General features: G+C 73.0%; 25 protein-coding genes and 1 tRNA gene. 12 read left to right on the forward strand and 14 right to left on the reverse strand.

What is annotated here, in order from left to right; all coding sequences use genetic code 11:
- Positions 1 to 146: 146 nt before the first annotated feature.
- The 4 genes from ACFY15_RS31695 to ACFY15_RS31710 all read right to left on the reverse strand — a co-directional run bounded on the left by ACFY15_RS31695 (position 147) and on the right by ACFY15_RS31710 (position 1,799).
- Positions 147 to 593, reverse strand: a complete 447-nt coding sequence (locus ACFY15_RS31695) for a hypothetical protein (protein ID WP_390826514.1) — start codon at positions 591 to 593, stop codon at positions 147 to 149.
- Complete coding sequence (locus ACFY15_RS31700) at positions 590 to 856, reverse strand: hypothetical protein (RefSeq protein WP_390826515.1); 267 nt, start codon at positions 854 to 856, stop codon at positions 590 to 592. Before ACFY15_RS31700 ends, ACFY15_RS31695 begins: the two co-directional genes overlap by 4 nt.
- Positions 857 to 1,034: 178 nt before the next feature.
- A tRNA-Arg gene (locus ACFY15_RS31705) sits at positions 1,035 to 1,107 on the reverse strand.
- 62 nt (positions 1,108 to 1,169) lie between these two features.
- Positions 1,170 to 1,799 carry a TetR/AcrR family transcriptional regulator gene (locus tag ACFY15_RS31710; protein WP_390688424.1) on the reverse strand — a complete coding sequence of 210 codons (630 nt, stop codon included), beginning with the start codon at positions 1,797 to 1,799 and terminating at the stop codon, positions 1,170 to 1,172.
- Between the two features lie 124 nt (positions 1,800 to 1,923).
- Between ACFY15_RS31710 and ACFY15_RS31715 the strand changes: the two genes are divergently transcribed.
- On the forward strand, positions 1,924 to 2,805 hold the full coding sequence (locus ACFY15_RS31715; protein ID WP_390826516.1) for an alpha/beta fold hydrolase: 882 nt from the start codon (positions 1,924 to 1,926) through the stop codon (positions 2,803 to 2,805).
- A gap of 26 nt (positions 2,806 to 2,831) precedes the next feature.
- Here ACFY15_RS31715 and ACFY15_RS31720 read toward each other — a convergent pair whose 3' ends face one another.
- Positions 2,832 to 3,311: a RidA family protein gene (locus ACFY15_RS31720; protein WP_390826517.1), complete on the reverse strand. Its 480-nt coding sequence runs from the start codon at positions 3,309 to 3,311 to the stop codon at positions 2,832 to 2,834.
- 82 nt (positions 3,312 to 3,393) lie between these two features.
- On the reverse strand, positions 3,394 to 4,671 hold the full coding sequence (locus ACFY15_RS31725) for a M6 family metalloprotease domain-containing protein (protein ID WP_390688427.1): 1,278 nt from the start codon (positions 4,669 to 4,671) through the stop codon (positions 3,394 to 3,396).
- A gap of 332 nt (positions 4,672 to 5,003) precedes the next feature.
- Between ACFY15_RS31725 and ACFY15_RS31730 the strand changes: the two genes are divergently transcribed.
- The 4 genes from ACFY15_RS31730 (at position 5,004) to ACFY15_RS31745 (ending at position 9,709) form a co-directional block, all read left to right on the forward strand.
- A complete protein-coding gene (locus tag ACFY15_RS31730; protein WP_390688428.1) occupies positions 5,004 to 5,648 on the forward strand; it encodes a TetR/AcrR family transcriptional regulator in 645 nt (214 codons plus the stop codon).
- Positions 5,649 to 5,743: 95 nt separating this feature from the next.
- On the forward strand, positions 5,744 to 7,297 hold the full coding sequence (locus ACFY15_RS31735) for an MFS transporter (RefSeq protein ID WP_390826518.1): 1,554 nt from the start codon (positions 5,744 to 5,746) through the stop codon (positions 7,295 to 7,297).
- A gap of 133 nt (positions 7,298 to 7,430) precedes the next feature.
- Entirely contained in the window at positions 7,431 to 8,219 is a 789-nt protein-coding gene (locus ACFY15_RS31740) for a dioxygenase (protein ID WP_390826519.1), read from the forward strand.
- Positions 8,220 to 8,731: 512 nt separating this feature from the next.
- On the forward strand, positions 8,732 to 9,709 hold the full coding sequence (locus tag ACFY15_RS31745) for an RNA polymerase sigma factor RpoD/SigA (protein WP_390688431.1): 978 nt from the start codon (positions 8,732 to 8,734) through the stop codon (positions 9,707 to 9,709).
- 124 nt (positions 9,710 to 9,833) lie between these two features.
- Here the strand turns inward: ACFY15_RS31745 and ACFY15_RS31750 are convergent, their stop codons facing one another.
- Positions 9,834 to 10,805 (reverse strand): helix-turn-helix transcriptional regulator, encoded by a 972-nt coding sequence (locus ACFY15_RS31750; protein WP_390826520.1) that lies wholly within the window; start codon positions 10,803 to 10,805, stop codon positions 9,834 to 9,836.
- Positions 10,806 to 10,867: 62 nt separating this feature from the next.
- Between ACFY15_RS31750 and ACFY15_RS31755 the strand changes: the two genes are divergently transcribed.
- Positions 10,868 to 12,436 (forward strand): MFS transporter, encoded by a 1,569-nt coding sequence (locus ACFY15_RS31755; protein WP_390688433.1) that lies wholly within the window; start codon positions 10,868 to 10,870, stop codon positions 12,434 to 12,436.
- Between the two features lie 328 nt (positions 12,437 to 12,764).
- On the opposite strand, the gene ACFY15_RS31760 is transcribed toward ACFY15_RS31755, so the two are convergent.
- Positions 12,765 to 13,562, reverse strand: coding sequence for a DUF6227 family protein (locus ACFY15_RS31760; protein WP_390826521.1), 798 nt, complete (start codon positions 13,560 to 13,562; stop codon positions 12,765 to 12,767).
- A 191-nt stretch (positions 13,563 to 13,753) separates the two neighbouring features.
- Between ACFY15_RS31760 and ACFY15_RS31765 the strand changes: the two genes are divergently transcribed.
- Complete coding sequence (locus tag ACFY15_RS31765; protein WP_390688435.1) at positions 13,754 to 14,392, forward strand: vitamin K epoxide reductase family protein; 639 nt, start codon at positions 13,754 to 13,756, stop codon at positions 14,390 to 14,392.
- A gap of 108 nt (positions 14,393 to 14,500) precedes the next feature.
- On the opposite strand, the gene ACFY15_RS31770 is transcribed toward ACFY15_RS31765, so the two are convergent.
- Complete coding sequence (locus tag ACFY15_RS31770) at positions 14,501 to 14,911, reverse strand: rodlin (RefSeq protein ID WP_390688436.1); 411 nt, start codon at positions 14,909 to 14,911, stop codon at positions 14,501 to 14,503.
- A 281-nt stretch (positions 14,912 to 15,192) separates the two neighbouring features.
- On the opposite strand from ACFY15_RS31770, the gene ACFY15_RS31775 reads away from it, so the two are divergent.
- Together ACFY15_RS31775 and ACFY15_RS31780 are read left to right on the forward strand one after the other, a co-directional pair.
- Positions 15,193 to 15,684: a hypothetical protein gene (locus tag ACFY15_RS31775; RefSeq protein ID WP_390826522.1), complete on the forward strand. Its 492-nt coding sequence runs from the start codon at positions 15,193 to 15,195 to the stop codon at positions 15,682 to 15,684.
- 158 nt (positions 15,685 to 15,842) lie between these two features.
- Positions 15,843 to 16,085 (forward strand): chaplin, encoded by a 243-nt coding sequence (locus ACFY15_RS31780; protein WP_390688438.1) that lies wholly within the window; start codon positions 15,843 to 15,845, stop codon positions 16,083 to 16,085.
- 46 nt (positions 16,086 to 16,131) lie between these two features.
- Here ACFY15_RS31780 and ACFY15_RS31785 read toward each other — a convergent pair whose 3' ends face one another.
- The 5 genes from ACFY15_RS31785 to ACFY15_RS31805 all read right to left on the reverse strand — a co-directional run bounded on the left by ACFY15_RS31785 (position 16,132) and on the right by ACFY15_RS31805 (position 19,265).
- The gene (locus ACFY15_RS31785; RefSeq protein ID WP_390826523.1) at positions 16,132 to 16,473 is read right to left on the reverse strand and encodes a hypothetical protein; all 342 of its coding nucleotides are present in this window, start codon (positions 16,471 to 16,473) and stop codon (positions 16,132 to 16,134) included.
- A gap of 178 nt (positions 16,474 to 16,651) precedes the next feature.
- Positions 16,652 to 17,872: a chaplin gene (locus ACFY15_RS31790; RefSeq protein ID WP_390826524.1), complete on the reverse strand. Its 1,221-nt coding sequence runs from the start codon at positions 17,870 to 17,872 to the stop codon at positions 16,652 to 16,654.
- A gap of 119 nt (positions 17,873 to 17,991) precedes the next feature.
- Entirely contained in the window at positions 17,992 to 18,225 is a 234-nt protein-coding gene (locus ACFY15_RS31795) for a chaplin (protein ID WP_390688441.1), read from the reverse strand.
- Positions 18,226 to 18,484: 259 nt separating this feature from the next.
- Positions 18,485 to 18,895, reverse strand: coding sequence for a rodlin (locus ACFY15_RS31800; RefSeq protein ID WP_390688442.1), 411 nt, complete (start codon positions 18,893 to 18,895; stop codon positions 18,485 to 18,487).
- Positions 18,896 to 19,013: 118 nt separating this feature from the next.
- The gene (locus ACFY15_RS31805; RefSeq protein WP_390826525.1) at positions 19,014 to 19,265 is read right to left on the reverse strand and encodes a chaplin; all 252 of its coding nucleotides are present in this window, start codon (positions 19,263 to 19,265) and stop codon (positions 19,014 to 19,016) included.
- Between the two features lie 182 nt (positions 19,266 to 19,447).
- On the opposite strand from ACFY15_RS31805, the gene ACFY15_RS31810 reads away from it, so the two are divergent.
- Genes ACFY15_RS31810 through ACFY15_RS31820 form a run of 3 tightly spaced genes read left to right on the forward strand, consistent with a single transcriptional unit; the run spans position 19,448 to position 23,374 of the window.
- The gene (locus ACFY15_RS31810) at positions 19,448 to 20,551 is read left to right on the forward strand and encodes a DUF3344 domain-containing protein (RefSeq protein WP_390826526.1); all 1,104 of its coding nucleotides are present in this window, start codon (positions 19,448 to 19,450) and stop codon (positions 20,549 to 20,551) included.
- Between the two features lie 19 nt (positions 20,552 to 20,570).
- The gene (locus ACFY15_RS31815) at positions 20,571 to 21,800 is read left to right on the forward strand and encodes a glycosyltransferase family 4 protein (protein WP_390826527.1); all 1,230 of its coding nucleotides are present in this window, start codon (positions 20,571 to 20,573) and stop codon (positions 21,798 to 21,800) included.
- 2 nt (positions 21,801 to 21,802) lie between these two features.
- On the forward strand, positions 21,803 to 23,374 hold the full coding sequence (locus tag ACFY15_RS31820) for a sugar transferase (RefSeq protein ID WP_390826543.1): 1,572 nt from the start codon (positions 21,803 to 21,805) through the stop codon (positions 23,372 to 23,374).
- The last annotated feature ends 2 nt before the right edge of the window (positions 23,375 to 23,376 follow it).

Consider the following 23,376-nt stretch of genomic DNA (forward strand, 5'->3'; position numbering starts at 1 on the left):
GTAGACCAGAGCAAGATGAAGAGGAGTGACCCAGTGACGTGAGTCGGAGCGCCGCCGGAAGGAGGGGGCTACGCATTGGGCACTCTGGACTCCGGACCGCATGCTGATCCAGTGGACTGCCGGAGTGAGGTGTGGACGGCGTTCCGTCAGATCTTCTCGACTCGCACGGAGCGTCCCGCGAGGAGTTGATTCATGTCGTCGGTGTCGGAGGTGAAGACAGTTGCCTCGGCTCCCTGTGCAGTTTCCCGCCCGGCCACGGCCGCCAGAATGGCATCGATGGCGTACTTGTGCCCATGCAGGCCGGCTGTCTTCAGCATGTCGCGCGCCATGGCGATCACCTGGTCGTCAGTGTGCACGATGCGGATTCGGGACAGCGTCCAATTCCACAGCGCCTGCCTCGACGTTTCGCGAGGGTCCCATGCTTCCAAGGTCGTGAGCGCTGATGTGACGATCGGGATGTCTAGCCGCGGAGCCGTCTTGATCAGCGCAGTCATCTGCCGATCGCCTTGAACAGCCTTGGAGAGAGCCTCGGAGTCGAACACGAAGACGCGCTGTCGCGGCCGGTGCAGCTTCGCCCGGGCAGTGCGGCTCACGCGGCCTCGTCCGAATGTGATCGCTGCTCGTCATGCCAGACGTCAATGGCGGCGATGCGGTCCAGTGCTGCCTGTTGTTCGTCGTCCGTCACGGTGCCGTGCTCTTCTTCGAGGTGTTCGGCCAGCTCGCGCAGTCGGTCCATGGCGTCCTGATGAGCGGCGGCGGCCGCGATGTAGCCGGATACGCCGCGTGCGTCGACGCGCTGCTTGATCGATTCCACCAGCTCGTCCGGCACAGTGATGGTGATCTTCCGGGTTGCCATACTTTAAGTATGTCATGCCTGCTCGGCTCGAAGCTCGCCGGATGGTGTGGAGTCTTTGAAGATACTCGGGAGGTCGACTCTCCGTCCGCTCACGCAAAACGGCCCCGGATGAGACGTCCGAGGCCGAGTGGGGCCCCTCCTCGGGGGATAAACCCCAGGTCAGAGCGGTAATGCGTTGTGCCCCCGGCAGGATTCGAACCTGCGACACCCGCTTTAGGAGAGCGGTGCTCTATCCCCTGAGCTACGAAGGCGTTCGGGGCTCCGTGCGGAGCCCTGGGCCGCTGCGAAAGCGGCCCAGGCACAGCGTAGCGGATCAGGTACCGGCTCCGGGGCCCGGTTTCCCGCCCGGCTCGGCGGATGCCGCGGAGTGTGCGGCTCCGTCCATCAGGAGGCCCGCGAGCTCGCGGGGGTAGCCGTCGGACGCCCCGTCCCGACGGACGAGGATCCGCATCCACAGGGCGCCGGCCAGGGCGTCGACCAGGGGCGCCGGGTCGGCGTCGGGCGGGAGTTCGCCGCGGGCCACCGCACGGGCGAACAGGGGCCGGTGCCGCCCGAAGCGGTCGTCGAGGAAGGAGACCACGAGCTCCCGCATCGCGGGGTGGCGGACCGCGCCGACCAAAACGGCCTCGACGACCGTCCGCCGGTGTTCGTCGTCCAGCAGGTGCCGGATCCGGTCGGCGAGCGCCGCAAGGTCGCCGCGCAGGCTGCCGGTGTCGGGCGGATCGAAGCGGAAGGCGTCGGAGTCCAGCAGCGCGTCGTGCAGCAGCTCCGACTTGGAGGGCCACCAGCGGTAGAGGGTCGTCTTGTTGACCCCGGCGCGCCGGGCCACCCCTTCGACGGTCAGGGAGTCGAAGCCGGCTTCGCCGAGCATGCCGAGGGTGGCCGAGAAGATCTCGGCCCTGCGACGCGGCCCGCCGGCCGTCCCGTCCCGCCTCTGCGCCATGGGTCCCGCTCCTTCCCTCCCTGTACGTCCGGCGCCATCTTAGTGCAACGCAACGTGGCGTTGTGGTTGGAGCGGCCTCCGCCTAATGTGCAACGCGTTGCGTTGGATGCGTGCAGGGGGAGACATGGACGGAAGCGCCCGACCGGGGACCACGGCGACGCCGGAGGGGCTCGCGCCCGTCCCCGGTCCGCCCGGGATCTGGACCGCCGGAGGGCCCGAGGGGGCGCCGCTGGTCCTCGTCCACGGGACCCGGCTCTCCGCGCTGATGTGGGACCCCCACGCCCGCCGGCTGGTCCCCCGCTTCCGGATCACCGCCCCCGACCTGCCCGGCCACGGGGCCCGGCGCGGGTGCCCCTTCCGGCTGGGGGAGGCCGTCGCGCAGGTGGGCCTGGCCGTGGAGGAGGCCGTCCGGGCCACGGGCCGCCGCCCGCTGGTGGCGGGCGCCTCGCTGGGCGGGTACGTCGCCCTCGCCTACGGGGCCGCGCATCCGGACGGCGCGGCCGCGCTCCTCGTCCAGGGGGCCACCGCCCGGACCGACGGGCCCGCCGTCCTGCTCCACCGCGCCGCCGCCCGCGCGTTCGCGGCGCTCGGGCCCGACCGCTCCGCCCGCCTCAACGCGTGGGCGTTCGGGCGCCGCCTGCCGGCGGAGAGCCGGGAGGCGGTGCTGCGCGGCGGCCTGGCGATGCCCGCCTTCGGGGAGGTGGTCGACGAACTCTCCCGGTGCGACTTCCCCGGGCTCGCGCGCCGCTGCCGGCTGCCCGTGCTCTTCGTCAACGGAGTCGGCGACCGCCTCTTCCGCACCGGGGAGCGGGAGTTCCTCGCCGCGGCCCGCTCCGGCGGCGGCGACGCCCGCCTGTTCCACGTCCGCGGGCCGCACATCATGTCCCTCACCGACCCCGCGGCCTTCGTACGGATACTGGAGCGCGGCCACCGGCTCCTGTCCACCGCCCACCCGGAGGCCTTTGCCGCCCCGGGCCGCCCCGCCGGGCGCGCGTTCGCGCCGTAGACCGGGACCGGCCCCCGGGGAGGGGCTCAGACGCCCATCGGGGTGTGCAGCTCCACCGTGATCTCCACCTCCACCGGGGCGTCCAGCGGCAGCACCGCCACCCCGACGGCGCTGCGCGCGTGGATGCCCGCGTCGCCGAAGGCGGTGCCCAGCAGCTCGCTCGCCCCGTTGACCACGCCCGGCTGGCCGGTGAAGTCCGGGGCGGAGGCCACGAAGCCGACCACCTTGACCACCCGTTTCACGGCGGACAGGTCCCCGGCCACCGAGGCCACGGCGGCGAGCGCGTTCAGCGCGCACTGCCGGGCCAGCTCGGCGCCCTGCTCCGGGGTGACCTCGCCGCCCACCTTGCCGGTGCGCAGCAGCGTCCCGCCCACCACGGGCAGCTGGCCGGAGGTGTGGACGTAGTGCCCGCTCACCACCGCCGGCACGTACACGGCGACGGGCGGGGCGACCGGGGGGAGCTCGTGCCCGGCGGCCGCCAGGCGTTCTTCGGGGGTGGTGTTCACGGCAACGGCTCCTTGGGGGAAAGGGATGCGGGGACGGGGGACGGGGGGACCAGGGACGGGGGGCCGGGGACGGGTGCGGGGGTCAGGGGCGGGTCACGCGGACCCGGAAGCCGCCGTCCGGGAGGGCCGCGACGACCGAGACGGAAACGCGCGCCTTCTCGTCGGTGAAGGTCTCGCCCGGCCGGAACGGCGCGTCCGACAGCTCGGCGTGCACGTTGGGCCGGCGCGTGCAGCCGCCGCTGCCGTTCGCGCTGTCGGAGACGGTGACCGGTCCGCGCCCGGTGTCCACGTCCGAGTCGACCTTGTAGATCAGCACGCCGGGCTTGCAGACGGCCTCGTCGTTCCCGGCCCGCGTGCGGACCTCGATCGCGTAGCCGGCGCTCTCCGAGAGGGGGACGAAGGCCAGCTTGGTGCCGCCCTCCACGGCGAGGGGGGTCAGCACGTGCTCGCTGACGCCGGGCTTGGAGGCGCAGCTGATCTGCGACCCGTCGAGCCAGCCCAGCTTCCACTTGTGCCAGCCGAGGAGGTCGTTGTTGGCGCCCCAGTCCTCGCTCATGATGTCCCAGTGCCCGACTGTGCCGCCCCCGTCGGAGGTGTAGAGGTCGGGCAGTCCGAAGACGTGCCCGTTCTCGTGCGGCAGCACCCGGTAGCCGGTCTCCCGGTAGGAGCCGGAGCCGTCGTCCTGGCGGCTGTAGACGAAGGACGTGTTCGCCAGCGGCACCCCGTCGGCCATCGGGGCCTCGCCGTTGCCGGAGAAGGTGACGGACAGGACGGTGTCCAGCGCGGACGGTCCGGCGTTCGGGGTGACGAGGATGTTGATCAGGTCGTACCGGCTGAAGTCCACCTCGGCGTCGGCGGCCCTCGCGATGTGCTCGACGAGCTGCCGGTAGCCCGGCTCGTAGGCGGAGCCGCGCTCGATCCCGTACGCCGCGAAGGGCATCGGCATCCGCAGCCAGTTCCGTATCGGGGCTTCGGCCCGGTAGGTCAGCCGCCCGTAGGAGCTGGTGCGGAACCATTCGGAGGTCTGGGGGAAGAACTCCGCCAGCCGGTCCATGGCCGAGCCCTCGCCCTTGGCGTCGGGGAAGTCGATCATCAGGTTCAGCGCGCGGATCTCGCCCGTCGACCGGGAGTACCCGGGCGCGGTCGGCAGGCCCTCGGACAGCTGGACGCCCATGGTCGCGGAGATCCGGCAGGGCGCCAGGACGGATTCGGCGGTGGCGGCCTTCGGGCCGGAGGTGGCGTGGCCGCGGCTCTGGATGCCGCCGCTGGCGGTGGCGGTGACGCCGAGGGCCAGCGCGGTGAGGCCGATGAACGCGCCGGCGCGGCAGGGTCTGCGTATCCGGTGGCGGGTCTGCGGCATGGAGATCGCCTTCGGGTGCGCGGCAGCCGGCCGGGTCCGGTCTGCTCTCTGTGCGCTCACCCTCCGTCGGCTGCGACACGCCCGCGCGCCGAAAGGGTCCAAACGGGACAAAACCGCAGGATTGGCTTGTGATGCGGGTCACTCTGGGGAGTGAAATAACCGGGGACTGTTTCCCCGTTTGGAAGAGAGTCCCCACAAACGGGGAGCGAGTCCCCGGTTCGGGGGCCGCCATCAAGCCGACAGGCCGACGGGCCGACAGGCCATCAAGCCACCAGGCCACCGGTCCGCACGCCGGACGGTCCGTACGAGTTCCAGTCCCAGGGAGGCCCGGAATGCAGAGCGCCACCCCCACCCGGATGCCCAGGCCGCGCGCCGACGCCGTGCGCAACCGGGAGCGGATCCTCGGGGCCGCCCGCGAGATGTTCGTGGAGTTCGGCGCGGACGCCCCCCTCGACGAGATCGCCCGCCGGGCGGGCATCGGCAACGCCACCCTGTACCGGCACTTCCCCGACCGGGCGGACCTCGTCCACCACGTGGTGCTCTACGTGATGGACCGGGTCACCGCCCAGGCCGAGGACGCCCTCGCCGAGGAACACGACGCCTTCGCGGCGCTCTGCCGCTTCACACACGCCGCGGCCGACGAGCGGATCGGCGCCCTGTGCCCGATGCTTGTCGACGGCTTCGACCACGACCACCCCGAACTCCTCGCCGCACGCGAGGCGTTGGGGACCGCCGTGGACACCCTGGTCGCCGCCGGCCAGAGCGCGGGCCTGCTGCGCGCCGACATCGGCACCGGTGATCTGATGCTCGCCCTGTCCCAGCTCGCCCGCCCCCTCCCCGGGACGGAGTGCGCGGCGGTGGGCGGCTTCGTCCACCGCCACCTCCAGCTCTTCCTCGACGGGCTGCGGGCACCGGCCCTCTCCCAACTCCCCGGCAGCGCCGTCACGTTGCAGGACCTCAGCAGGAAAACCATGTGACGCGGCACCCCGCCCTTCAGTAACCTCGAAAACCGCCTCTTTTCATTTCATTCCATCCCTTTTCAGTCATTCCGTACAGTGAAGTGGGTACCCCCATGTCCAAAACAGCCGCGTCCGCCCCGCCGGCTGCCGCTGCCGCCGATCCCAGCCGCTGGAAGGCCCTGGTCTTCATCGCGCTGGCGCAGCTGATGGTCGTCCTCGACGCGACCATCGTGAACATCGCCCTGCCCTCCGCGCAGACCGACCTCGGCATCTCCGACGGCAACCGCCAGTGGGTCATCACCGCCTACGCGCTGGCCTTCGGCGGGCTCCTCCTCTTCGGTGGCCGCATCGCCGACAAGTGGGGCCGCAGGAACGCCTTCATCACCGGCCTCGCCGGCTTCGCCCTGGCCTCCGCGCTCGGCGGCGCCGCGACCGGCGAGGCGATGATGCTGGGCGCCCGCGCCCTTCAGGGCGCCTTCGGCGCGCTGCTCGCCCCCGCCGCGCTCTCTCTGCTGGCGGTCACCTTCACCGACGCCAAGGAGCGCGCCAAGGCCTTCGGCATCTACGGCGCGATCGCGGGCGGCGGCGGCGCCGTCGGCCTGATCCTCGGCGGCTTCCTGACCGAGTACCTCAACTGGCGCTGGACGTTCTTCGTCAACATCCCCTTCGCGGTCGTCGCGGCCGCCGGCGCCTGGATGGTCGTCCGCGAGCCGGCCGGCTCCCGCAACGGCGCCCGTCTCGACATCCCCGGCGTGGTCCTCTCGACCCTGGGCCTGGTCTCGCTCGTGTACGGGTTCACCCGCGCCGAGTCGGCCGGCTGGACGGACGGGGCCACCCTGGGCCTGTTCCTCGCCTCCGCCGTGCTGCTCGCCGCCTTCGTCGCCGTCGAGTCCAGGGTGAAGTCCCCGCTGCTGCCGCTGCGCGTCCTGCTGGAGCGCAACCGCGGCGGTGTCTACCTCTCGCTCGGCCTCGCCGTCATCGCGATGTTCGGCCTGTTCCTGTTCCTCACGTACTACCTCCAGGTCGTCAAGGGCTTCTCGCCCGTCAAGACCGGCTTCGCCTTCCTGCCGATGATCGCGGGCATGATCACGGGCTCCACCCAGATCGGCGCCCGTCTGATGACCCGGGTCGCGCCCCGGCTGCTGATGGGCCCGGGCTTCCTGCTCGCCGCCACCGGCATGCTGCTGCTGACCCGGCTGGAGGTCGGCTCGTCCTACCCGGCGCTGATCCTGCCGGCGCAGCTGCTGCTGGGCCTCGGCATGGGCACCGCGTTCATGCCGGCCATGTCCCTGGCGACCTACGGCGTGGACCCGGCCGACGCCGGCGTGGCCTCGGCCATGGTCAACACCTCGCAGCAGGTCGGCGGCGCGATCGGCACCGCCCTGCTGAACACCATCGCCGCCTCGGCGACCACCGCCTACCTGACCGACCACGCGGCCGAGGCCGCGGCGGGCGGCGTCGCGGGGAAGCTGGTCCAGGCGCAGGCCATGGTGGAGGGCTACTCGTCGGCGATCTGGTGGGCCGTGGGCATCCTCACGGTCAGCGCGGCCCTCGCGTTCACCCTGATCACCACGGGCCGTCCGGGCCAGGGCGGTCCGGTGGCCGCCGGCTCCGGTGCGGGCGCCGCCGAGGACGCCGAGCTGCCGGTCCCGGTGATCGCCCACTGACGGGGCGCCGGTACGGGAATGACTGACGACCCCGCTTCGTTCAAATTTGAACGAAGCGGGGTTAGTCTTTTCGGGTGAACCAGGTACGCCCTCCCCGCGGACGACGTACGCACCACGGACCGAGGAGCGCCCGATGACCGCAGCCCCCGCCCCCGAGCGCATGCCGGCGCTGTACCTCAGCCACGGCGCGCCCCCGCTCGCGGACGACCCGCTCTGGCCGGCGGAGCTCGCCGCCTGGTCGGCGGGGCTGCCCCGGCCGCGCGCCGTCCTGATGGTCTCCGCCCACTGGGAGGAGGCGCCGCTGGCGCTGGGCGCCACCGAGCCGGCCCCGCTCGTGTACGACTTCTGGGGCTTCCCCGAGCACTACTACCGGGTCCGCTACGACGCCCCCGGCGCCCCGGAGCTCGCCGCCTCGGTCCGCGCCCTGCTGAAGGCCCCCGGCACCCCGGTCCAGGACGTCCCGGACCGCGGCCTCGACCACGGTGCGTACGTCCCCCTCGTCGAGATGTACCCCGGGGCCGACCTGCCGGTCCTCCAGATCTCCCTGCCCACGCTGGACCCCGCCCGCCTGATGGACATCGGCCGCAAACTCGCCCCGCTGCGCGACGAGGGCGTACTGATCGTCGGCAGCGGCTTCTTCACCCACAACCTGGCCGCCCTGCGGCACACCGGCCCCGGTGTGCCCGGCTGGTCGGCGGAGTTCGACGCCTGGGGCCGCGAAGCCCTGGCCGCCCACGACGTCGACGCCCTGCTCGACTTCGAGGCCAAGTCCCCGGCGGGCCGCCTCGCCCACCCCCGCACGGAGCACTTCGCCCCCCTCTTCGTCACCCTCGGCGCCGCCGGCTCGGACCTCACCGCCCAGTCCACCCCGGTGGACGGCTTCTGGATGGGGCTGTCGAAGCGGTCGGTGCAGTTCGGCTAGGAGCCGCCGCGCGCGGGCCCGGTGATCGTCTCGCCGATGACGAAAGCTCCGGCTGGACCGGAGGGGACGGCCGCCGGTGCGCCGCGGGTCCACCGCGGCGCCGGGGCGCATCGGGACCGTGCCGCAGGAATATGCCCATACCCCGCCCGAACGGGTGACGGGCAGGCAACCAGAACCCGGTGCGGGCCGTCTTGGGGGGTGGAGGTGCAGCCCGCGGGCACCGCTGGGGCGGACGCGCCGCATGTGACGGCGGTCTCATCGGCGCCGTGGTCACGCGGGTCGCCCCGGAGGCCCCGGGGCAGGTCTGACCTGCACCTCTTCGGGTTCTCGCGGCCCGCCAGACGCGCCCGGTCGGCGCCTTGGCGGGGCAGGATACTGCAAGATCCCGGGGAAGAGGGAGGCGTGTGGGAATTCTGTCCCGATTCCAGTCGTTGTTTCCCTCGGAAGCAGGCACTCGGGAGAGTGTCCGAAGACGCACCGCGACCGTTCATCGCATCGCAAGGGAGCACCGCATGGCAACCCGCGCCGTCGCCCGTCGTCAGTCCACGAGCAGCGCCCGCGCCGTGGGCGGAGAGATCGTCGACCGCGACCTGGTCGGCATGTACCTGGACGAGATCGCGCGGACGCCGCTGCTCGACGCCGCCCGGGAAGTGGAGCTCTCGCAGATCATCGAGGCGGGCGTCTACGCCCGGCAGATCCTCGACGGCGAGGTCGAGCGCGACGGGGAGACCCCGGCGCGCGAGGAACTGGAGGCCCTGGTCGCCGAGGGCGAGCGGGCCAAGGAGGTCTTCATCCGGTCCAACCTCCGCCTCGTCGTCGCCGTCGCCCGCCGCTACCCGCGCAGCGGACTTCCCCTTCTCGACCTGATCCAGGAGGGCAACGCCGGCCTCGTCCGCGCGGTGGAGAAGTTCGACTACACCAAGGGCTTCAAGTTCTCCACGTACGCCACGTGGTGGATCCGCCAGGCCATCACCCGCTCCATCGCCGACCAGTCCCGCACCATCCGCCTCCCCGTCCACCTGGTGGAGGAGCTGGGCCGCATCCGTCGCATCCAGCGCGAGTTCAACCGCGAGAACGGCCGCGACCCGGAGCACGCCGAGATCGCCGCCGAGCTCGACTCCACCGAGAAGCGCGTCGGGGACGTCCTGGACTGGGCGCGCGACCCGGTCAGCCTCAACATGTCCGTCGACGACGACGGCGACACCCAGTTCGGCGACCTGCTGGAGGACACCGCCGCGATCTCCCCCGAGCAGTCCGTGCTCGCGCTGCTGCGCAGCGAGGAGCTGGAAGACCTCCTCGGCAAGCTGGACCAGCGCACGGCGTCGATCATCAAGATGCGCTACGGCATCGAGGACGGCCGCGAGCGGACCCTCACGGAGGTCGGCAAGCAGCACGGGCTGACCCGCGAGCGGATCCGCCAGATCGAGAAGCATGCTTTGCTGGAGCTGAAGCGGATGGCGCGCGACACCGGCTTCGACGCCGTGGCCTGACGCCCGCCCGAAGCCCCCGAGACGAGCCCCGGCACCTCTCCCCCCCCAGGTGCCGGGGCTCCCCCCTGCCCCGGGGCCCGGCCCCTTGCCCCGGCCCTGGCCCGACCCCGCCCTGGCCCGGTCCCTACGCCGGCCCGGCCGGCCCCGGCCCCGGGGTCGACGCCGCTCCGGCCAGCCGGGCCGCCAGTGCGGCTGCCGCCCCTGCCAGGAACTCAGGCCCCCGCACCGTGAACGCCAGCCCCGTCAGAGCCATCCGGGCCGCCAGCCACTCCGGCGCGTCCCCGCTCTCGAAGCACACCCGCGCCCCCCGCGCCTCGGGCACCGCCCACTCCCGCAGCCACCCCGGCAGCTCCTGCGGCGGAACGGCGAAGGACACGTCCGCCCGATAGGTCTCCCGGCCCCGCAGCCCGCGCCGTACGAACTCCGCCGCCTCCATCGGCAGCGGCCGCGGGGTGAACCGGGCCCCCGTCGCGAAGGGCTCGCTCACCCGGTCCACCCGGAAGGTGCGCCAGTCCTCCCGCTCCAGGTCGAAGGCCACCAGGTACCAGCGGCTGCCCGTGCTGACGAGGCGGTACGGCTCCACCAGCCGCCGCGAGTCGGCCCCGTCCCGCGCCCGGTACGCGAACCGCAGCCGCTCAGGGCCCGCCACCGCCGCGGCCATCGCCGTCAGCGTCCGCGGGTCCACGCTCGGCCCGTCGCCCCGGGTCACCGCCACCGTCGCGGACTGCAGCGCCCCCACCCGGTTCCGCAGGCGCGCCGGGAGCACCTGCTCCAGCTTGGCCAGCGCCCGCACGGAGGCCTCCTCGACCCCCTCGATCGCATGGCCGGCCCCCGCCCGCAGCCCCACCGCGATGGCCACGGCCTCCTCGTCGTCCAGAACCAGCGGCGGCATCGCCGCCCCCGCGACCAGCCGGTACCCGCCGGCCGCGCCCAGCGTGGCCTCCACCGGATACCCCAGGTCGCGCAGCCGCTCGACGTCCCGCCGGATCGTCCGCGGACTCACGCCCAGCCGCTCCGCCAGCTCGCTGCCGGGCCACTCGCGCGGGGTCTGGAGCAGGGACAGCAGGGTGAGCAGCCGGGCGGGTGTGTCGTTCATCCTTCAAGATTGCCAGGGAAATAGGACGCATCCTGGCCTAGATGCGGTCTAGGTTCCTCTCCATGAGCACCGAGACGTCCACAGCATCGCCCGAAAGAGAGAACGGGCCCGTACGAGAAGAGCGGACCGTCCCCGCCCCGGCGGCACCGGAGGCGGCCGCCGACCCCAGCACCCCCGACGCCCCGGCCGACCGCCGCCGCTGGCTGGCGCTCGCCATCGTGATGACCGCGTCCTTCATGGACCTGGTCGACGTCACGATCGTCAACATCGCGATACCCAGCATGCGCCAGGACTTCGGCGCCTCGACCAGCGCCATCCAGTGGATCACCGCCGGCTACGCGCTCGCCTTCGCCGCAGGTCTGATCACCGGCGGCCGTCTCGGTGACATCTTCGGTCGCAAGCGCCTCTTCCTCGTCGGCGTCGCGGGCTTCACCGCCGCCTCGCTGCTCTGCGGCATCGCGCCCGACCCGGGCATGCTCGTCGCCTCCCGGCTCCTCCAGGGCGCCATGGCGGCGATGATGGTCCCGCAGGTGCTGGCGATCATCCACGTCACCTTCCCGCCCCACGAGCGCGGCAAGGTCTTCGGCATGTTCGGCGCCATCGTCGGCCTCGGCGCGGTCTCCGGGCCGCTGCTCGGCGCGCTGCTCACCGAGTGGGACCTCTTCGGCCTCGAATGGCGCACGATCTTCCTGATCAACCTGCCCGTCGGCATCGCCGCCGTGATCCTGGGCCGCAGGTTCATCTCCGAGTCGAAGGCCCCCAAGGCCCTGCGCCTCGACCTGGTCGGTGTCGTCCTCGCGACCCTCGCGCTGGTCCTGCTGATCTACCCGCTCACCCAGGGCCGGGAGAACGACTGGCCGCTGTGGGGCTTCCTCTGCATGATCGCGTCGCCGGTCGTCTTCGCCGTCTTCGTCGGCTACGAGAAGTACAAGATCAAGAAGGACGGCTCCCCGCTCGTCGAGCTCTCCCTCTTCCAGGTCAAGAGCTTCGCCGGCGGCATCACCGTCCAGCTGGCCTTCGGCCTGGCCACCGGCATCTTCTTCCTGGTCTGGACGCTCTACATGCAGATGGGCCTCGGCTGGACCCCGCTTCACGCCGGCAGCACCGGCATCCCCTTCTCCATCGCCGTCTCCGTCGCCGCAGGCCTCTCCGTCGAGAAGCTCGTCCCCCGCTTCGGCCGCAAGGTGCTCCAGGCCGGCGCGCTGGTCATGGCCTCGGGCCTGCTCCTCTACATCTGGGAGTCCCAGCGCTACGGCATGGAGATCTCCTCCTGGCAGATGGCCCCGCCGCTGATCGTCATGGGCATCGGCATGGGCCTGATCGTCGCCCCGCTGAACGACACCATCCTGTCCCAGGTGCCGCGGGAGCACGCCGGCTCGGCCTCCGGCCTGATCAACACCACCGGCCAGATGGGCAACGCCCTGGGCCTCGCCCTGACCTCCGTCGTCTTCTTCGGCTCGATCGACGACGACCGGATCCTCGGCGCCCCCTACGTCGACGCCTTCCACGGCGCGCTGTGGTGGGTCGTGGCGGTCCTCGTCGTGATCTTCGCGGTGATGTTCGTCCTGCCCCGCAAGCAGGTCCCGCTCTCCGAGCGCGAGGGAGCCGTCGAGCAGGCCGCCCAGGCCTGAGCACCCGGCCACCCCTCACGGACATGTCCGCCCCTGTGGGCGGGCATGTCCGCTGCCGGCCGACGCCGAGGGCGCCTTCCACGGCGCGGCGCCGGCCGGCAGCGGTCCGCAGCGGGGTCGACGCGGGCCCCGCCGCCCTCGCCCGCGCCCCGGCCCACAGCACTGCCGCCGTCCGGCTCGCCGGCAGAACGACGGCGACCTGCGCCGACCTGCGCCCGAGGCGGTTCGCATCACTCTGGACCTCCCCCTGTGCCAGGAGTCCGTCCCGGGAGTCCCGCGGCCGCCCCGCCCGGGCGCCGCCGTTGCGTCCCGCACCGGGCGGCCGGCGTCAGCGCACGCGCGTGCGCAGTTCCATCGCCCCGCGTGCGGCGGTCTCGCTCTCGTAGACCTCGCACATGTGCCGCCCGTCCGGCGTCGCCGTGTGCTCGACCTCCCACAGGCTGAGCTCGCTCCCGTCCGGCAGGACGAAGGCGTGCTCGTACAGGCTGAACCCGGCGTCCCGGCCGTCGGCCAGGGACTGCCGGCCGCCGAAGGCCTGGGTGATCCGGTGCGCGTAGGCCGTGCGCAGCAGCGCGGCCGCCTCCGGCCCCGGCCGGTCGGCGTTCTCGGCGCGCCGAAGCACCCGGCGGGCGTGGTCGGCGGACCCCTCCGCCGTGTACTCGCGGTGGCGCTCCCGCGGGTCCGGGGCGGCGAACAGCGCGCTCAGCAGCGCCAGGTCCTCCTCCACCCCGGCCCCGTACAGGTCCGGGGTCCCGTCCCCGGCCCCGCACGGCTCGGGCAGGGGGTGGGCCGGCTCCGCGGCGGCCTCGCCGAACAGCCGGGCCCCGGCCAGGGCGAGTTCCTCGCGGCAGGCGAACACCTCGTACCGGGTTTCGCCGTCGCCCTTCAGTCGGTAGGCCAGCTCCCACAGGGAGGCCGTCTCGCCGTCGGAGAGCAGGTAGGTGTGCCGGTGGGTCTCCCGCCACTGCCCCGCCGACGGGCTGTGGTGCGTGGTGTAGAGGGAGGAGCTGTGGGCGAGCGCCGTACCGAGGCGCTCGACCAACGGGTCGGGAAGGTCGAAGGAGTTGAGGGCGCGGCCCAGGAGTCGCTCGAGGTGCGCCTCGGTTGTCTCGTACGGATCGCTCAAGGTGGGCTCCAGGCCGTCGCAGCTTGTCACTTCGCGGAAGCACAACGTAGCCCCTGGCTCTGACATCACGTCCGGGATTCGGTAAAACGTCCGGGAAGCATCAGGGGTTCCCACCACACCTTCAGGTCAACTTGCCCGGGAACAGCCGGGATTCGTCAGGGTTTGCGGCGGTGCGCGGGACTATGGGCGCCATGGCAACGAACACAGTGGACGTGCCGCGCCAGCGGCGGCACTCCAGTACCCCCTCCGAGGGCGGACCGGACGCCCCCCGGTCCCTGGCCTGGCTGCTGGTGGCCACCGGGGCCGCCGGACTGCTGGCCTCCTGGGTGATCACCCTCGACAAGTTCCTCCTGCTGGAGGACCCGGACTTCAAGCCCGCGTGCAGCCTCAACCCCGTGGTGTCCTGCGGCAGCGTCATGAAGAGCGCGCAGGCGGCCGTCTTCGGCTTCCCCAACCCGATGCTCGGGCTGGCCGCCTACGCCGTCGTGGTCTGCGTGGGCGCGGGACTGCTCGCGGGGGCCCGCCACCGCCGCTGGTTCTGGCTGGGACTGAACGCCGGCACCGCCTTCGGCACCTGCTTCTGCGCCTGGCTGATGGTCCAGTCGCTCTACGGGATCAACGCCCTGTGCCTGTGGTGCTGTCTGGCATGGGTGGCGACGCTGCTGATGTTCTGGGCGGTCACGGCCCACAACGTCCGCACGGGCCGCCTGCCCGCGCCGGCCCCGCTGCGGGGGTTCTTCGCCGAGTTCGCCTGGGCCCCGCCCGCCCTGCACCTCGGGGTGATCGGGATGCTGGTCCTGACCCGGTGGTGGGACTTCTGGACGGGCTGAGGCGGGCGGCCCCACGCGTGCGAGGGCCCCGGCGGCGGACGCCGCCGGGGCCCTCGTCACTTCGCTCCACGGGCTGGCGCGGCCCTGACCAGGAGGGGTGGAGCCGGGTCAGCTGCCGGCGGACGCGTTGCCGGAGAGGACCGGGATGTTGTCCAGGATGTGCGAGAGCGGCTCGTCGCCCTTGGCCTGGGTGGAGTTCTCGGTGCACTGCTGGTTCTGCGGGTTGGACAGGACGTTGATGTCCTGGACGCCGACGTTGAGCGCGGCCAGGATCGACTGGGCGTTGACCTTGACCGGCAGGCCGACGCAGGGCTTGTTGAGGGTGCCCTGCACCAGGCCGAGCTGCGGGCTCATGTCGCCGGCGGTCTTCTGGTTGCCGTAGATCTGCTGGGAGCCGTTGCCGTTGACGGTGTTGACACCGTTGTCGTTGCCGATGGCCATGGCCGGGGCGGTGGCGGCGGCGCCGGCGCCGAGGGCAACGGCGGAAACCGCGGCGGCGGTCATGATCTTCTTGAGCATCATTGGTCCTTCTGTCGCACGAGTGCCCGCTAGTGGAGCGCCCTGATCAACCGGCCGCCGCCGGGCATGGTTGCGCTGCTTCACTCGAACGGCCGGTCCGGGGCGGGGATTTCCCCGGAGCGGGTGAGGCCGCTCCGGACACCTGCGCGAGGGCCGTACGCAGCCCCAGGCGCGCGCGGGGGCGCCGCCTCCGGTTGCGCTCCGTGCAGGGCGTTCGCACGGTGGGTGAGTAAGTGGACTATTCCGGTCCGCTTATGTGCGACCACCCCGAAGGGTTCCCCATGCACCCCACCAAGGCGTCCCTCCTTCGCATCCTCGTCCCGTCGGCCCTCGCCGTCGTCATACTGTCCGGCGCGGCAGCCCCGGCGGGTGCCGCGGACGGCCAGGGCGCCGCCGCCGTCGAGCGGAAGGCGGCGGCCGTCCAGCAGCAGATCGAACGGCTGGAGGAGGCGGCGGAGTCCCGGGAGCGGGTCGCGGCGGGCCCCATCGACGACCTCGTCGCGGGCCTCTCCAAAACCCTGTCCGACCTGCTGGGCTCACTCTCGGGCCTCCTCGGCGGGGTCAAACTCCCGCCGATCGAGATCCCGAAGCTTCCGGAGATCAAGCTCCCCGACGTCAAGCTGCCGGACCTGCCGGTCACGGTCCCGCCGGTCAACCTCCCGGCGGTCCCGCCGGCGACCGGTGCCGCGCCGGCCGTTCCCGCCGCCCCGGCCGTCCCTGCGGTCCCGAAACTCCCCGATCTCGACATTCCCGACATCCCCATCAGCCGATAGCGGCACCCGTGACGGCGTCGGCGGCCGCAATGGTTACGACTATTGGGCTGAACAGGTCAGATTCGGCCGTGAGCCGTGTCGTCCGTGATGCTGGACCGTTTCGCTCGGTGTGAGCCCCGGTACCGGGGCAGGACATCGAACGAGAAGGTGCACTTCCCATGAACTCTGCTGCCAAGAAGGCCGCCGTGGCCCTGGCCTCCGCTGGTCTCGCTGTGGCCGGTGCCGCGGGCGCCGCTTCCGCCGACGCCCAGGCCGAGGGCGCGGCCGTGGGCTCCCCCGGTGTCCTGTCGGGCAACCTGGCCCAGGTCCCCGTGCACATCCCGGTCAACGTCTGCGGCAACTCCGTGAACCTCGTCGGCGCGCTGAACCCGGCGTTCGGCAACGTCTGCGTCAACGACTGACGTTCCCCACAGTCGTTTCGGAAGCCGAACCGGCCGGCCCCGGCGGCTACTTGCCGCCATTGAGCTCCACTCCGCCGAGCAGCGGGGAGGCCTTGGTCGCGCCGTTCGCCAGGCCCAGGGCCGTGCCGGGGACGTCATTGCGGATCTTGTTGACCGCCTGCGTCGTGTGGACCACCTTGCCGACGGTGTCGCCCTGCTCGGCCAGTGCGTTGCCCGCCGTCCGGGGGAGGGCCTCGGAGACGGGGTTCACGGCGTCGAGCACCTCGGTCACTCCGCCCGTCGCGCTCATGGGGGGCATCGCGGGGGCGTCGGCGGCGAAGGCGGGGGCCGTGGCGCCGAGGGCGGCGACGGAGCCGACGACGACGGCGGCGACCTGGGAGAGCTTCATTGTCGAAATCCTCATTCTTTTCGGGGAGCGAGGCGGCGGCGACCGGCTCGGCGCTTTCCCCCTGGGTAACGATTCCCGGCCGCTCCGGAAACGCCGGCCGGGCGGGCGCGCGGGAGCGGCCGGAGAATCCGAGGCGGATTCTCCGGCCGCTGTTTCCTCCGATTACCGGTGTTCCCGCTCAGGCGGCGGCCGACCTCCGGTAGAGAATCGCGCCGCCGAGGACCAGCGCCGAGGCGAGGGCCGCCATGGCCCCCAGCTCACCGGCGCCGGTGGCCGCCAGCTGCGGCCCCGCCTGGGCGGGGGCGGGCGCGGGGAGCGTCGCCGGCGGGGCGGCGGCGGGGGCGGGTGCCGGGGCCGGTGCGGGAGCCGGGGGCAGGTGCACCGGGAGGTCGCCGGCCGGGGCGGCCGGGGGCTGGTCGGCCGGGCGGACGACGTCCGGTACGGGGGCGGGCGCCGGGAGCGGCCGCTCGGGCTGGCTGCCGTGCGGGGGGCGGGGCGCCGGCATCTCCTGCGCGGGCGGCGCCGGGGCCGGGGCCGGGAGGGTGTGCGGCTGCTCCTCGGCGGGGGCGGGGAGGGTGTGCGGCTGCTCCTCGGCCGGGGCGGGGAGCGTCTGGGCGTGCTCCTGCGGCGGTACGGGGACCCCGGCGGGCGCGGGCAGCGGGGCGGGGTGTTCCGCCGCGGGCGCGGGCCGGGGCTGCGGGGCCGGCGCGGGGTGCGGCTTGGGCTTCGGGTGGTGCGGCGCGGGCGCGGGGGGCGCCGGGTGCGGGGCCGGGTGCTCGGCGTGGGGGGCGGGCGGGTGGTCGTCGCACTCCTCCTTGCCGCCCCGCGGGCCCCGGTCGTCCTCGCCGGAGCCTCCGTAGGCGTCCCCGTGGCGGCCGTCGTCGTGGCGGGGGGCCGCGTGGCGCGGGGTCTCGTGGCGGGGCGTCTCGGGACGGGCCTGCTCGGGCCGGGGGGCCGCGTGGCGGGGGGCGTGCGCGCGGGGCGCTTCGTCGCCGCGGTCCCCATAGCCGCCCTCGTCCTCCCGGCGCTGCGCGGGCAGCGCGTGCCGGCCGCCCTCGCGCTCCTCCAGGTAGCGCTCGAAGGCCTCGGCGTTCTCGGGGCTCAGGTAGCGCTCGTAGTCGTGGCCGCCGGCGTGGGCGCCGGTCGAGGTGGCGCAGGTGTTGCCCATCGCGGGGTTGAGGGCGGCGCCCCCGTCCACGCTGTTGCCGCACACGTTCGGCGAGAAGGTGATGGGTACCGAGACGCTGTTGCCGGACAGCACGCCCGGTGAATGCGAGGCCTCGGCCATCGCCCCGGGATGCGCGTAGGCCGCGCCGGTCGCGATCGACAGCAGACTCGAGGCGGCCGCGGCCGTGAGCACCCCCTTGCCCAGTACCTGTCGGCTCAGTACCTGTCGCATGGGTCCTTCCCTGTCTACCGGCGCGGGGCCGGTCCTGAATCGAAGGCGGCCCCGGAGTGCACCGCCGTGCACTCCGGGGCCGCCCGAGGAGGTCTGCCCCTGCTGGCGCAGGCGCCGCGTCAGTTGTTGACGCAGGTGTTGCCGAACGCGGGGTTCAGCAGCGCGATCACGTTGACGGTGTTGCCGCAGACGTTCACGGGGATGTGGACGGGGACCTGGACGAGGTTCCCGGAGAGGACGCCCGGGGAGCCGACGGCCTGGCCGTCGGCGACCGAGTCGGCCATGGCGGGGGAGGCGGCACCGGCGGCGACGAGAACGCCGGCGGCCATCACCACTGCCTTCTTGTACTTCATCTGAATTCGATCCTTCCCGCAGAGGTCTGTCCGCTGCATACACAACAACGAGTGGGCCGGTGAAAAGAAACCGCGAAGTCCGGGTATTTCCGAGGGGGCGCCGGGTATTTCACTCCGATGCTTCGGCGGTGCCTTCGGGGAATTCTCGCCCGAATTTATCGGGATGGAATTCGAGGGCTCGATACACGGCGATGGGCTCGATACACGGCGAGGCCGCCGCGACCCGGGGGTGCGACGGCCTCGCGCGGCGCGGCCTCGGTCAGCTGCCGGAGGAGACGTTGCCCGAGAGGATCGGGATGTTGTCCAGGATGTGCGAGAGGGCCTCGTCGCCCTTGGCCTGGGTGGAGTTCTCGGTGCACTGCTGGTTCTGCGGGCTGGACAGGACCGGGATGTCCTGGACGCCGACGTTCACCAGGGCCAGCAGCGACTGGGCGTTGACCTTGGCCGGCAGGGCGATGCAGGGCTTGTTGAACGAGCCCTGGATCAGGGCCATCTGCGGGCTCATGTTGCCGTAGGTGGCCTGGTTGCCGTAGATCTGCGCCGAGTTGTTGCCGTTCACGGTGTTGACGCCGTTGTCGTTGCCGATGGCCATCGCCTGCGGGGCCATGGCGGCGCCGAGACCGACGGCGGAGGCGGCAACCGCTGCGCCGGCCACAAGCTTCTTGATCATTATCGTCCCTTTTTTGCAGGATTGCCCGGATACTGGAGCACCCGGATCAACGGCGCGGCTCCGGTTCGGGTTGCGTCACTTCACCCGGATGCCGCCGTTTCGAACGTGCGGATGACGCTCAGGCGTTCAGGCAGCGGTTGCCGAAGGCCGGGTTCAGCAGCCCGACCAGCTGGGCGGTGTTGCCGCAGACGTTGACCGGGACGTGGACGGGAACCTGGACGAGGTTGCCGCTCAGCACGCCGGGGGAGCCCGCGGCGAGGCCTTCCGCCGTCGCTCCGCCGCCGTGCGCGGAGGCGAGGCCCGCGCCGCCCATCAGCAGCGCGGCGCCCCCGAGCGCCACGATAGTGCCGCGCACCAGCCTCTTCTTCATCTCCGCATTCCTTTCGGTTCGAAAACTCGAACAACGATGCACCGGCATAACGACTCGCCCACCGGCAGGGTGCGTGCCGTCGCCCGAAAGGCCGTACGAGCGAGTCCGACGTGATTTCCAGCCCGATTTCTGACAAAGTTCACTCCTGTTTTGTCCCCTTGATCGAAAATGGAGACGGGGTCATGGGTTCCTCCCGCAGAATCCTCGCCGCACTCGGTCTGCTGTCCTGCCTCACGCTTTCCGCCCACGTCCCTTCGGCCGGTGCTGCGGTTCCCGCGGCGGCGCGCGAAATGCCCCGGATCCCCTTCACCCAGCGTTACCAGGCCGTGCAGCACGGAGGGCTGGTCCGGGCCTCGAACTCGGCGATCAGCTGCCGCCGCGAGGAGTCCCCGCAGGCCGAGCCGTGCGCGGAGGTGAAGAAGGGTGCGGCGGGGACCAACGGCGACTTCGAGATGTTCTACGACGAGGTCGACAAGGACCCCGACACCTACAACTCCACCCGGGCCGAGCTCAAGGTCCCGCAGGGCGCGAAGGTCTCGTACGCCCGGCTCTACTGGGGTGGGAACCTGCGGGTGGGGGAGCAGAAGCCGTCGGAGGACAACGGCCGCGTCCTGGTCGCCGAGCCCGGGGGCGCGTACAAGCCGGTGATCGCCGACACCGTGATCGGGCACCGCACGGACGCGGGCAGCGATGCCTACCAGGCCTCCGCCGACGTCACCCCGCTGGTGCGCAAGGGCGGTGCGGGGATGTGGACCGTGGCCCAGCTCAACGTCGCCATGGGGCACTCGGAGGTGGGCGCCTGGGGCGGCTGGACGCTGGTGGTCGCCTACGAGCACCCGCAGGAGCCGCTGCGCCGGATCTCGCTGTGGGACGGCTTCGAGTCGCTGGCCGCCGGGGCCGGGGACGCCGCCGCGGAGACGGTGGAGATCGCCGGCCTGGGGGCGCCGCCCGGGGCCGCGGGCAAGGCCGGGGTGGTGGCGTACGACGGGGACCGCGGAGCCCTGGGGGACTCACTCACGGTGACGGCCGACAGTGGGCGCCGCATCAACGTCGGCGACGCCGAGAACCCCTTCAACGACCTCATGAATTCCACGATCACGGAATTCGGTCGGCCTTCATCAGTACGACAGCCTGAAAATATTAATAATCTCGGATATGACGCGGACGTGTTCGACCTGAGTCCCGCCCTGTCCGGTGGCGCCCACAGTCTGAACTTCAAGTTCACGGGCGAAAGTCAGGGTCAATTCCTCGGTGTGCTCTTCGTTCAGACAGACGCGCGCCGCTGAGCGCAGGAGACCGCTCCACGTGCCGAAACACCCCTCGCCGGCCGGCTCTCCGGCCGCGCCGTCCTTCACCGTCCTGCATCTCGTCCAGCCCGTCGAGGGCGGCGTCGCGCGGGTCGTCACCGACCTCGTACGGGCCCAGTCCGCCGCCGGCCTGCGCGTCGTCGTCGGCTGCCCGGACGGCGGCTCCCTCGCCGACGCGGCCCGGGCCGCCGGGGCCGAGGTCCTCACCTGGCGCGCCGGACGCTCCCCCGGGCCCGGGCTGCCCGCCGAGGTGCTCGGCGCCGCCCGCCTGGTCCGCCGCGTCCGCCCGGACCTGCTGCACGCCCACAGCGCCAAGGCCGGGCTGGCCGGGCGGATGGCCGTACGGGGCTCCCTGCCCACCGTCTTCCAGCCGCACGCCTGGTCCTTCGACGCCGCCGGCGGAACCACCGCCGCGCTCGCGCTGCGCTGGGAGCGGGCCGGCGCCCGCTGGGCCGACCGGGTGCTCTGCGTCAGCGAGGCGGAACGCCGGGCCGGCGAGGCGGAGGGCATCACCGCCCGCTGGGCGGTGATCCGCAACGGCGTGGACCTCGCCCACTTCCGCCCCGCCCACCCCGACCGCGACCGCGACCGGGCCGAGGCCCGCGCCGCGCTCCCGCTGCCCGAGGCCCTGCGGGGCGAGGGGCCGCTCGCCGTCTGCGTCGGCCGGCTCTGCCCCCAGAAGGGCCAGGACGTCCTGCTGCGCGCCTGGCCGGAGGCGCTCGCCACCGTCCCCGGTGCCTGCCTCGCCCTGGTCGGCGACGGCCCCGACGCCGAACGGCTGAGCCGCACCGCACCCGCCGGAGTCCACTTCGCCGGAGCGGCCCGCGACATCCGACCGTGGCTTCGGGCCGCCGATCTCGTTGTACTGCCGTCGCGGTGGGAAGGCATGGCGCTCGCCCCCCTCGAAGCCATGGCCTGCGGCCGACCGGTCCTGGTCTCCGACGTCAGCGGTGCGCGGGAGAGCCTGCCGTCCGGTCACGGACGGCTCTGCCTGGTACCGCCGGAGGACCCGACGGCGCTGGCCAAGGCCCTGGGACGGCTGCTCGCCGAACCGCGGCTGCTCGCCGAACTCGGCGAGCAGGCCCAGCAGCACGCCCGGACCGAGTTCGACGTGCGGCGGACCACGGACGCGGTCACCGGCCTGTACCACGAACTGCTGGGCAGGCCCTCCCCCCGGCTGCGCGGGGGGAACCCCCAGCCCTTGAACCAGGAGCGCATCAGCCGATGACGATGGACAGCGCACCCGCCCGGCACACCGGGGGGCAGAGCGGCACGGGGCACGCCGGCGGCAGCGCCTTCGCCTCCGTGTCGCCGGCCGTCCCACCCGCCGTTCCGCCCGCCGCGTCCCCCGCGGCGGGCCGCCGTGCCGTGACCGCCATCCACCCGCCGCGCGGGCCGCTGGCCGAACGGGCCCGCCCCGCCGCCCGCCCGGGCCGGGTCCGCGGCGGCCGGGGCGCCGCCGCGCTGGTGGCCGCCGACGCGCTGGCGGCGGCCGCCACCGTGGCGGCCCTGCCCGGGCCGCAGCTCCCGGCCCAGGCCGCGGTGCCCGCCGCCGCCCTGCTCGCCGCCGTCAATGCCGCCCTCCAGGCGCAGGGCGGGCTCTACCGGCCCCGCCTCGCCCCCTCCGCCCTCCTCGAACTGCCCGCGCTGGCCTGGCGGACCGCCGCGCTGTGGTGCGGAGCCGCCGCCGTCCTCGCCGCAGCCGCGCCCGAGCGGGCCCTTGGCTGGAACGCGCTGCTCACCGCCGTCTGCCTCCAGGCCGTCCTGGCCTGCGCGGGACGCGGGCTGGTCCACCGGGCGTGGCGCCGCTCCGCCGTGCGCCACCCCGTCTCCACGCTCGTCGTCGGCCCCGGCGAGGGGCCCGGTGCCGTCGCCGCCGCCCTGCACGGACGCCCCGAGTACGGGCTGCGGCCCGTCGGGATCGCCGACGCCGCCGAGCCCGCCGACGCGGTGGGCGGCCCGCTGCCCGTACTCGCCACCCATGAGGACGTCCGGCGCGCCGTCATCCAGAACTCCGTGCGCTGCGCGGTGTTCACCCGCCCGCCCGAGACCGACGAGCGCACCGCCGCCCTGGTCCGCCTCTTCCACGACCACGGCTGCCGGCTCTGGCTCGCCGACCCTGCCGGCACCGCCAAGGTCACCGGGATGCGGCTCGCCCACCCCGCCGATCAGCTGTGGGGCTACGCCGTACAGCCCCTGCTGCCCCGGCCCGCCCGGCCGGTGGAGCGGTCCGCCAAGCGGATCGTGGACTCCGCCCTCGCCGCGCTCGCCCTCCTCGCCGCCGCCCCCGTCATGGGCGTCTGCGCGCTGGCCGTACGGCTCTCCGACGGGCCGGGGGTGATCTTCCGTCAGGAACGGGTCGGCCTCTACGGGCGCCCCTTCACCCTGCTGAAGTTCCGCACCCTGCGCGCCGACGAGCACGAGTCCGCCACCCGCTGGACCGTCGCCGGCGACCGCCGGATGAGCCCCGTCGGCTCCTTCCTGCGCAAATCCTCGCTGGACGAGCTGCCGCAGCTGTGGAACGTCGTGCGCGGCGACATGAGCCTGGTCGGCCCGCGACCCGAACGCCCCTTCTTCGTCGCCAAGTTCAGCAGCCTCCACCCCGGCTACGAGGCCCGCCACCGGATGCCCGTCGGCATCACCGGACTCGCCCAGATCAACGGGCTGCGCGGCGACACCTCCATCGAGGACCGGGCCCGCTTCGACAACCACTACATCGACACCTGGTCGCTGTGGCAGGACCTGTGGATCCTGGCGCGGACCGCAGCCTCCTTCTTCCGCTTCCGGCTGGGCGGGAGCTGAGC

Origin of the sequence: Streptomyces sp. NPDC001373, from assembly GCF_042895815.1 — a bacterium.
Lineage (GTDB): Bacteria > Actinomycetota > Actinomycetes > Streptomycetales > Streptomycetaceae > Streptomyces.

Coding starts and splice junctions, on each gene's coding strand:
- ACFY15_RS31780 (WP_390688438.1), top strand. CDS start 15,843: ATGAACTCTGCTGCCAAGAAGGCCGCCGTGGCCCTGGCCTCCGCTGGT.
- ACFY15_RS31755 (WP_390688433.1), top strand. CDS start 10,868: ATGAGCACCGAGACGTCCACAGCATCGCCCGAAAGAGAGAACGGGCCC.
- ACFY15_RS31810 (WP_390826526.1), top strand. CDS start 19,448: ATGGGTTCCTCCCGCAGAATCCTCGCCGCACTCGGTCTGCTGTCCTGC.
- ACFY15_RS31740 (WP_390826519.1), top strand. CDS start 7,431: ATGACCGCAGCCCCCGCCCCCGAGCGCATGCCGGCGCTGTACCTCAGC.
- ACFY15_RS31700 (WP_390826515.1), bottom strand. CDS start 856: ATGGCAACCCGGAAGATCACCATCACTGTGCCGGACGAGCTGGTGGAA.
- ACFY15_RS31725 (WP_390688427.1), bottom strand. CDS start 4,671: ATGCCGCAGACCCGCCACCGGATACGCAGACCCTGCCGCGCCGGCGCG.
- ACFY15_RS31710 (WP_390688424.1), bottom strand. CDS start 1,799: ATGGCGCAGAGGCGGGACGGGACGGCCGGCGGGCCGCGTCGCAGGGCC.
- ACFY15_RS31795 (WP_390688441.1), bottom strand. CDS start 18,225: ATGAAGTACAAGAAGGCAGTGGTGATGGCCGCCGGCGTTCTCGTCGCC.
- ACFY15_RS31735 (WP_390826518.1), top strand. CDS start 5,744: ATGTCCAAAACAGCCGCGTCCGCCCCGCCGGCTGCCGCTGCCGCCGAT.
- ACFY15_RS31790 (WP_390826524.1), bottom strand. CDS start 17,872: ATGCGACAGGTACTGAGCCGACAGGTACTGGGCAAGGGGGTGCTCACG.
- ACFY15_RS31715 (WP_390826516.1), top strand. CDS start 1,924: ATGGACGGAAGCGCCCGACCGGGGACCACGGCGACGCCGGAGGGGCTC.
- ACFY15_RS31785 (WP_390826523.1), bottom strand. CDS start 16,473: ATGAAGCTCTCCCAGGTCGCCGCCGTCGTCGTCGGCTCCGTCGCCGCC.
- ACFY15_RS31775 (WP_390826522.1), top strand. CDS start 15,193: ATGCACCCCACCAAGGCGTCCCTCCTTCGCATCCTCGTCCCGTCGGCC.
- ACFY15_RS31820 (WP_390826543.1), top strand. CDS start 21,803: ATGGACAGCGCACCCGCCCGGCACACCGGGGGGCAGAGCGGCACGGGG.
- ACFY15_RS31730 (WP_390688428.1), top strand. CDS start 5,004: ATGCAGAGCGCCACCCCCACCCGGATGCCCAGGCCGCGCGCCGACGCC.
- ACFY15_RS31765 (WP_390688435.1), top strand. CDS start 13,754: ATGGCAACGAACACAGTGGACGTGCCGCGCCAGCGGCGGCACTCCAGT.
- ACFY15_RS31805 (WP_390826525.1), bottom strand. CDS start 19,265: ATGAAGAAGAGGCTGGTGCGCGGCACTATCGTGGCGCTCGGGGGCGCC.
- ACFY15_RS31745 (WP_390688431.1), top strand. CDS start 8,732: ATGGCAACCCGCGCCGTCGCCCGTCGTCAGTCCACGAGCAGCGCCCGC.
- ACFY15_RS31800 (WP_390688442.1), bottom strand. CDS start 18,895: ATGATCAAGAAGCTTGTGGCCGGCGCAGCGGTTGCCGCCTCCGCCGTC.
- ACFY15_RS31770 (WP_390688436.1), bottom strand. CDS start 14,911: ATGCTCAAGAAGATCATGACCGCCGCCGCGGTTTCCGCCGTTGCCCTC.
- ACFY15_RS31750 (WP_390826520.1), bottom strand. CDS start 10,805: ATGAACGACACACCCGCCCGGCTGCTCACCCTGCTGTCCCTGCTCCAG.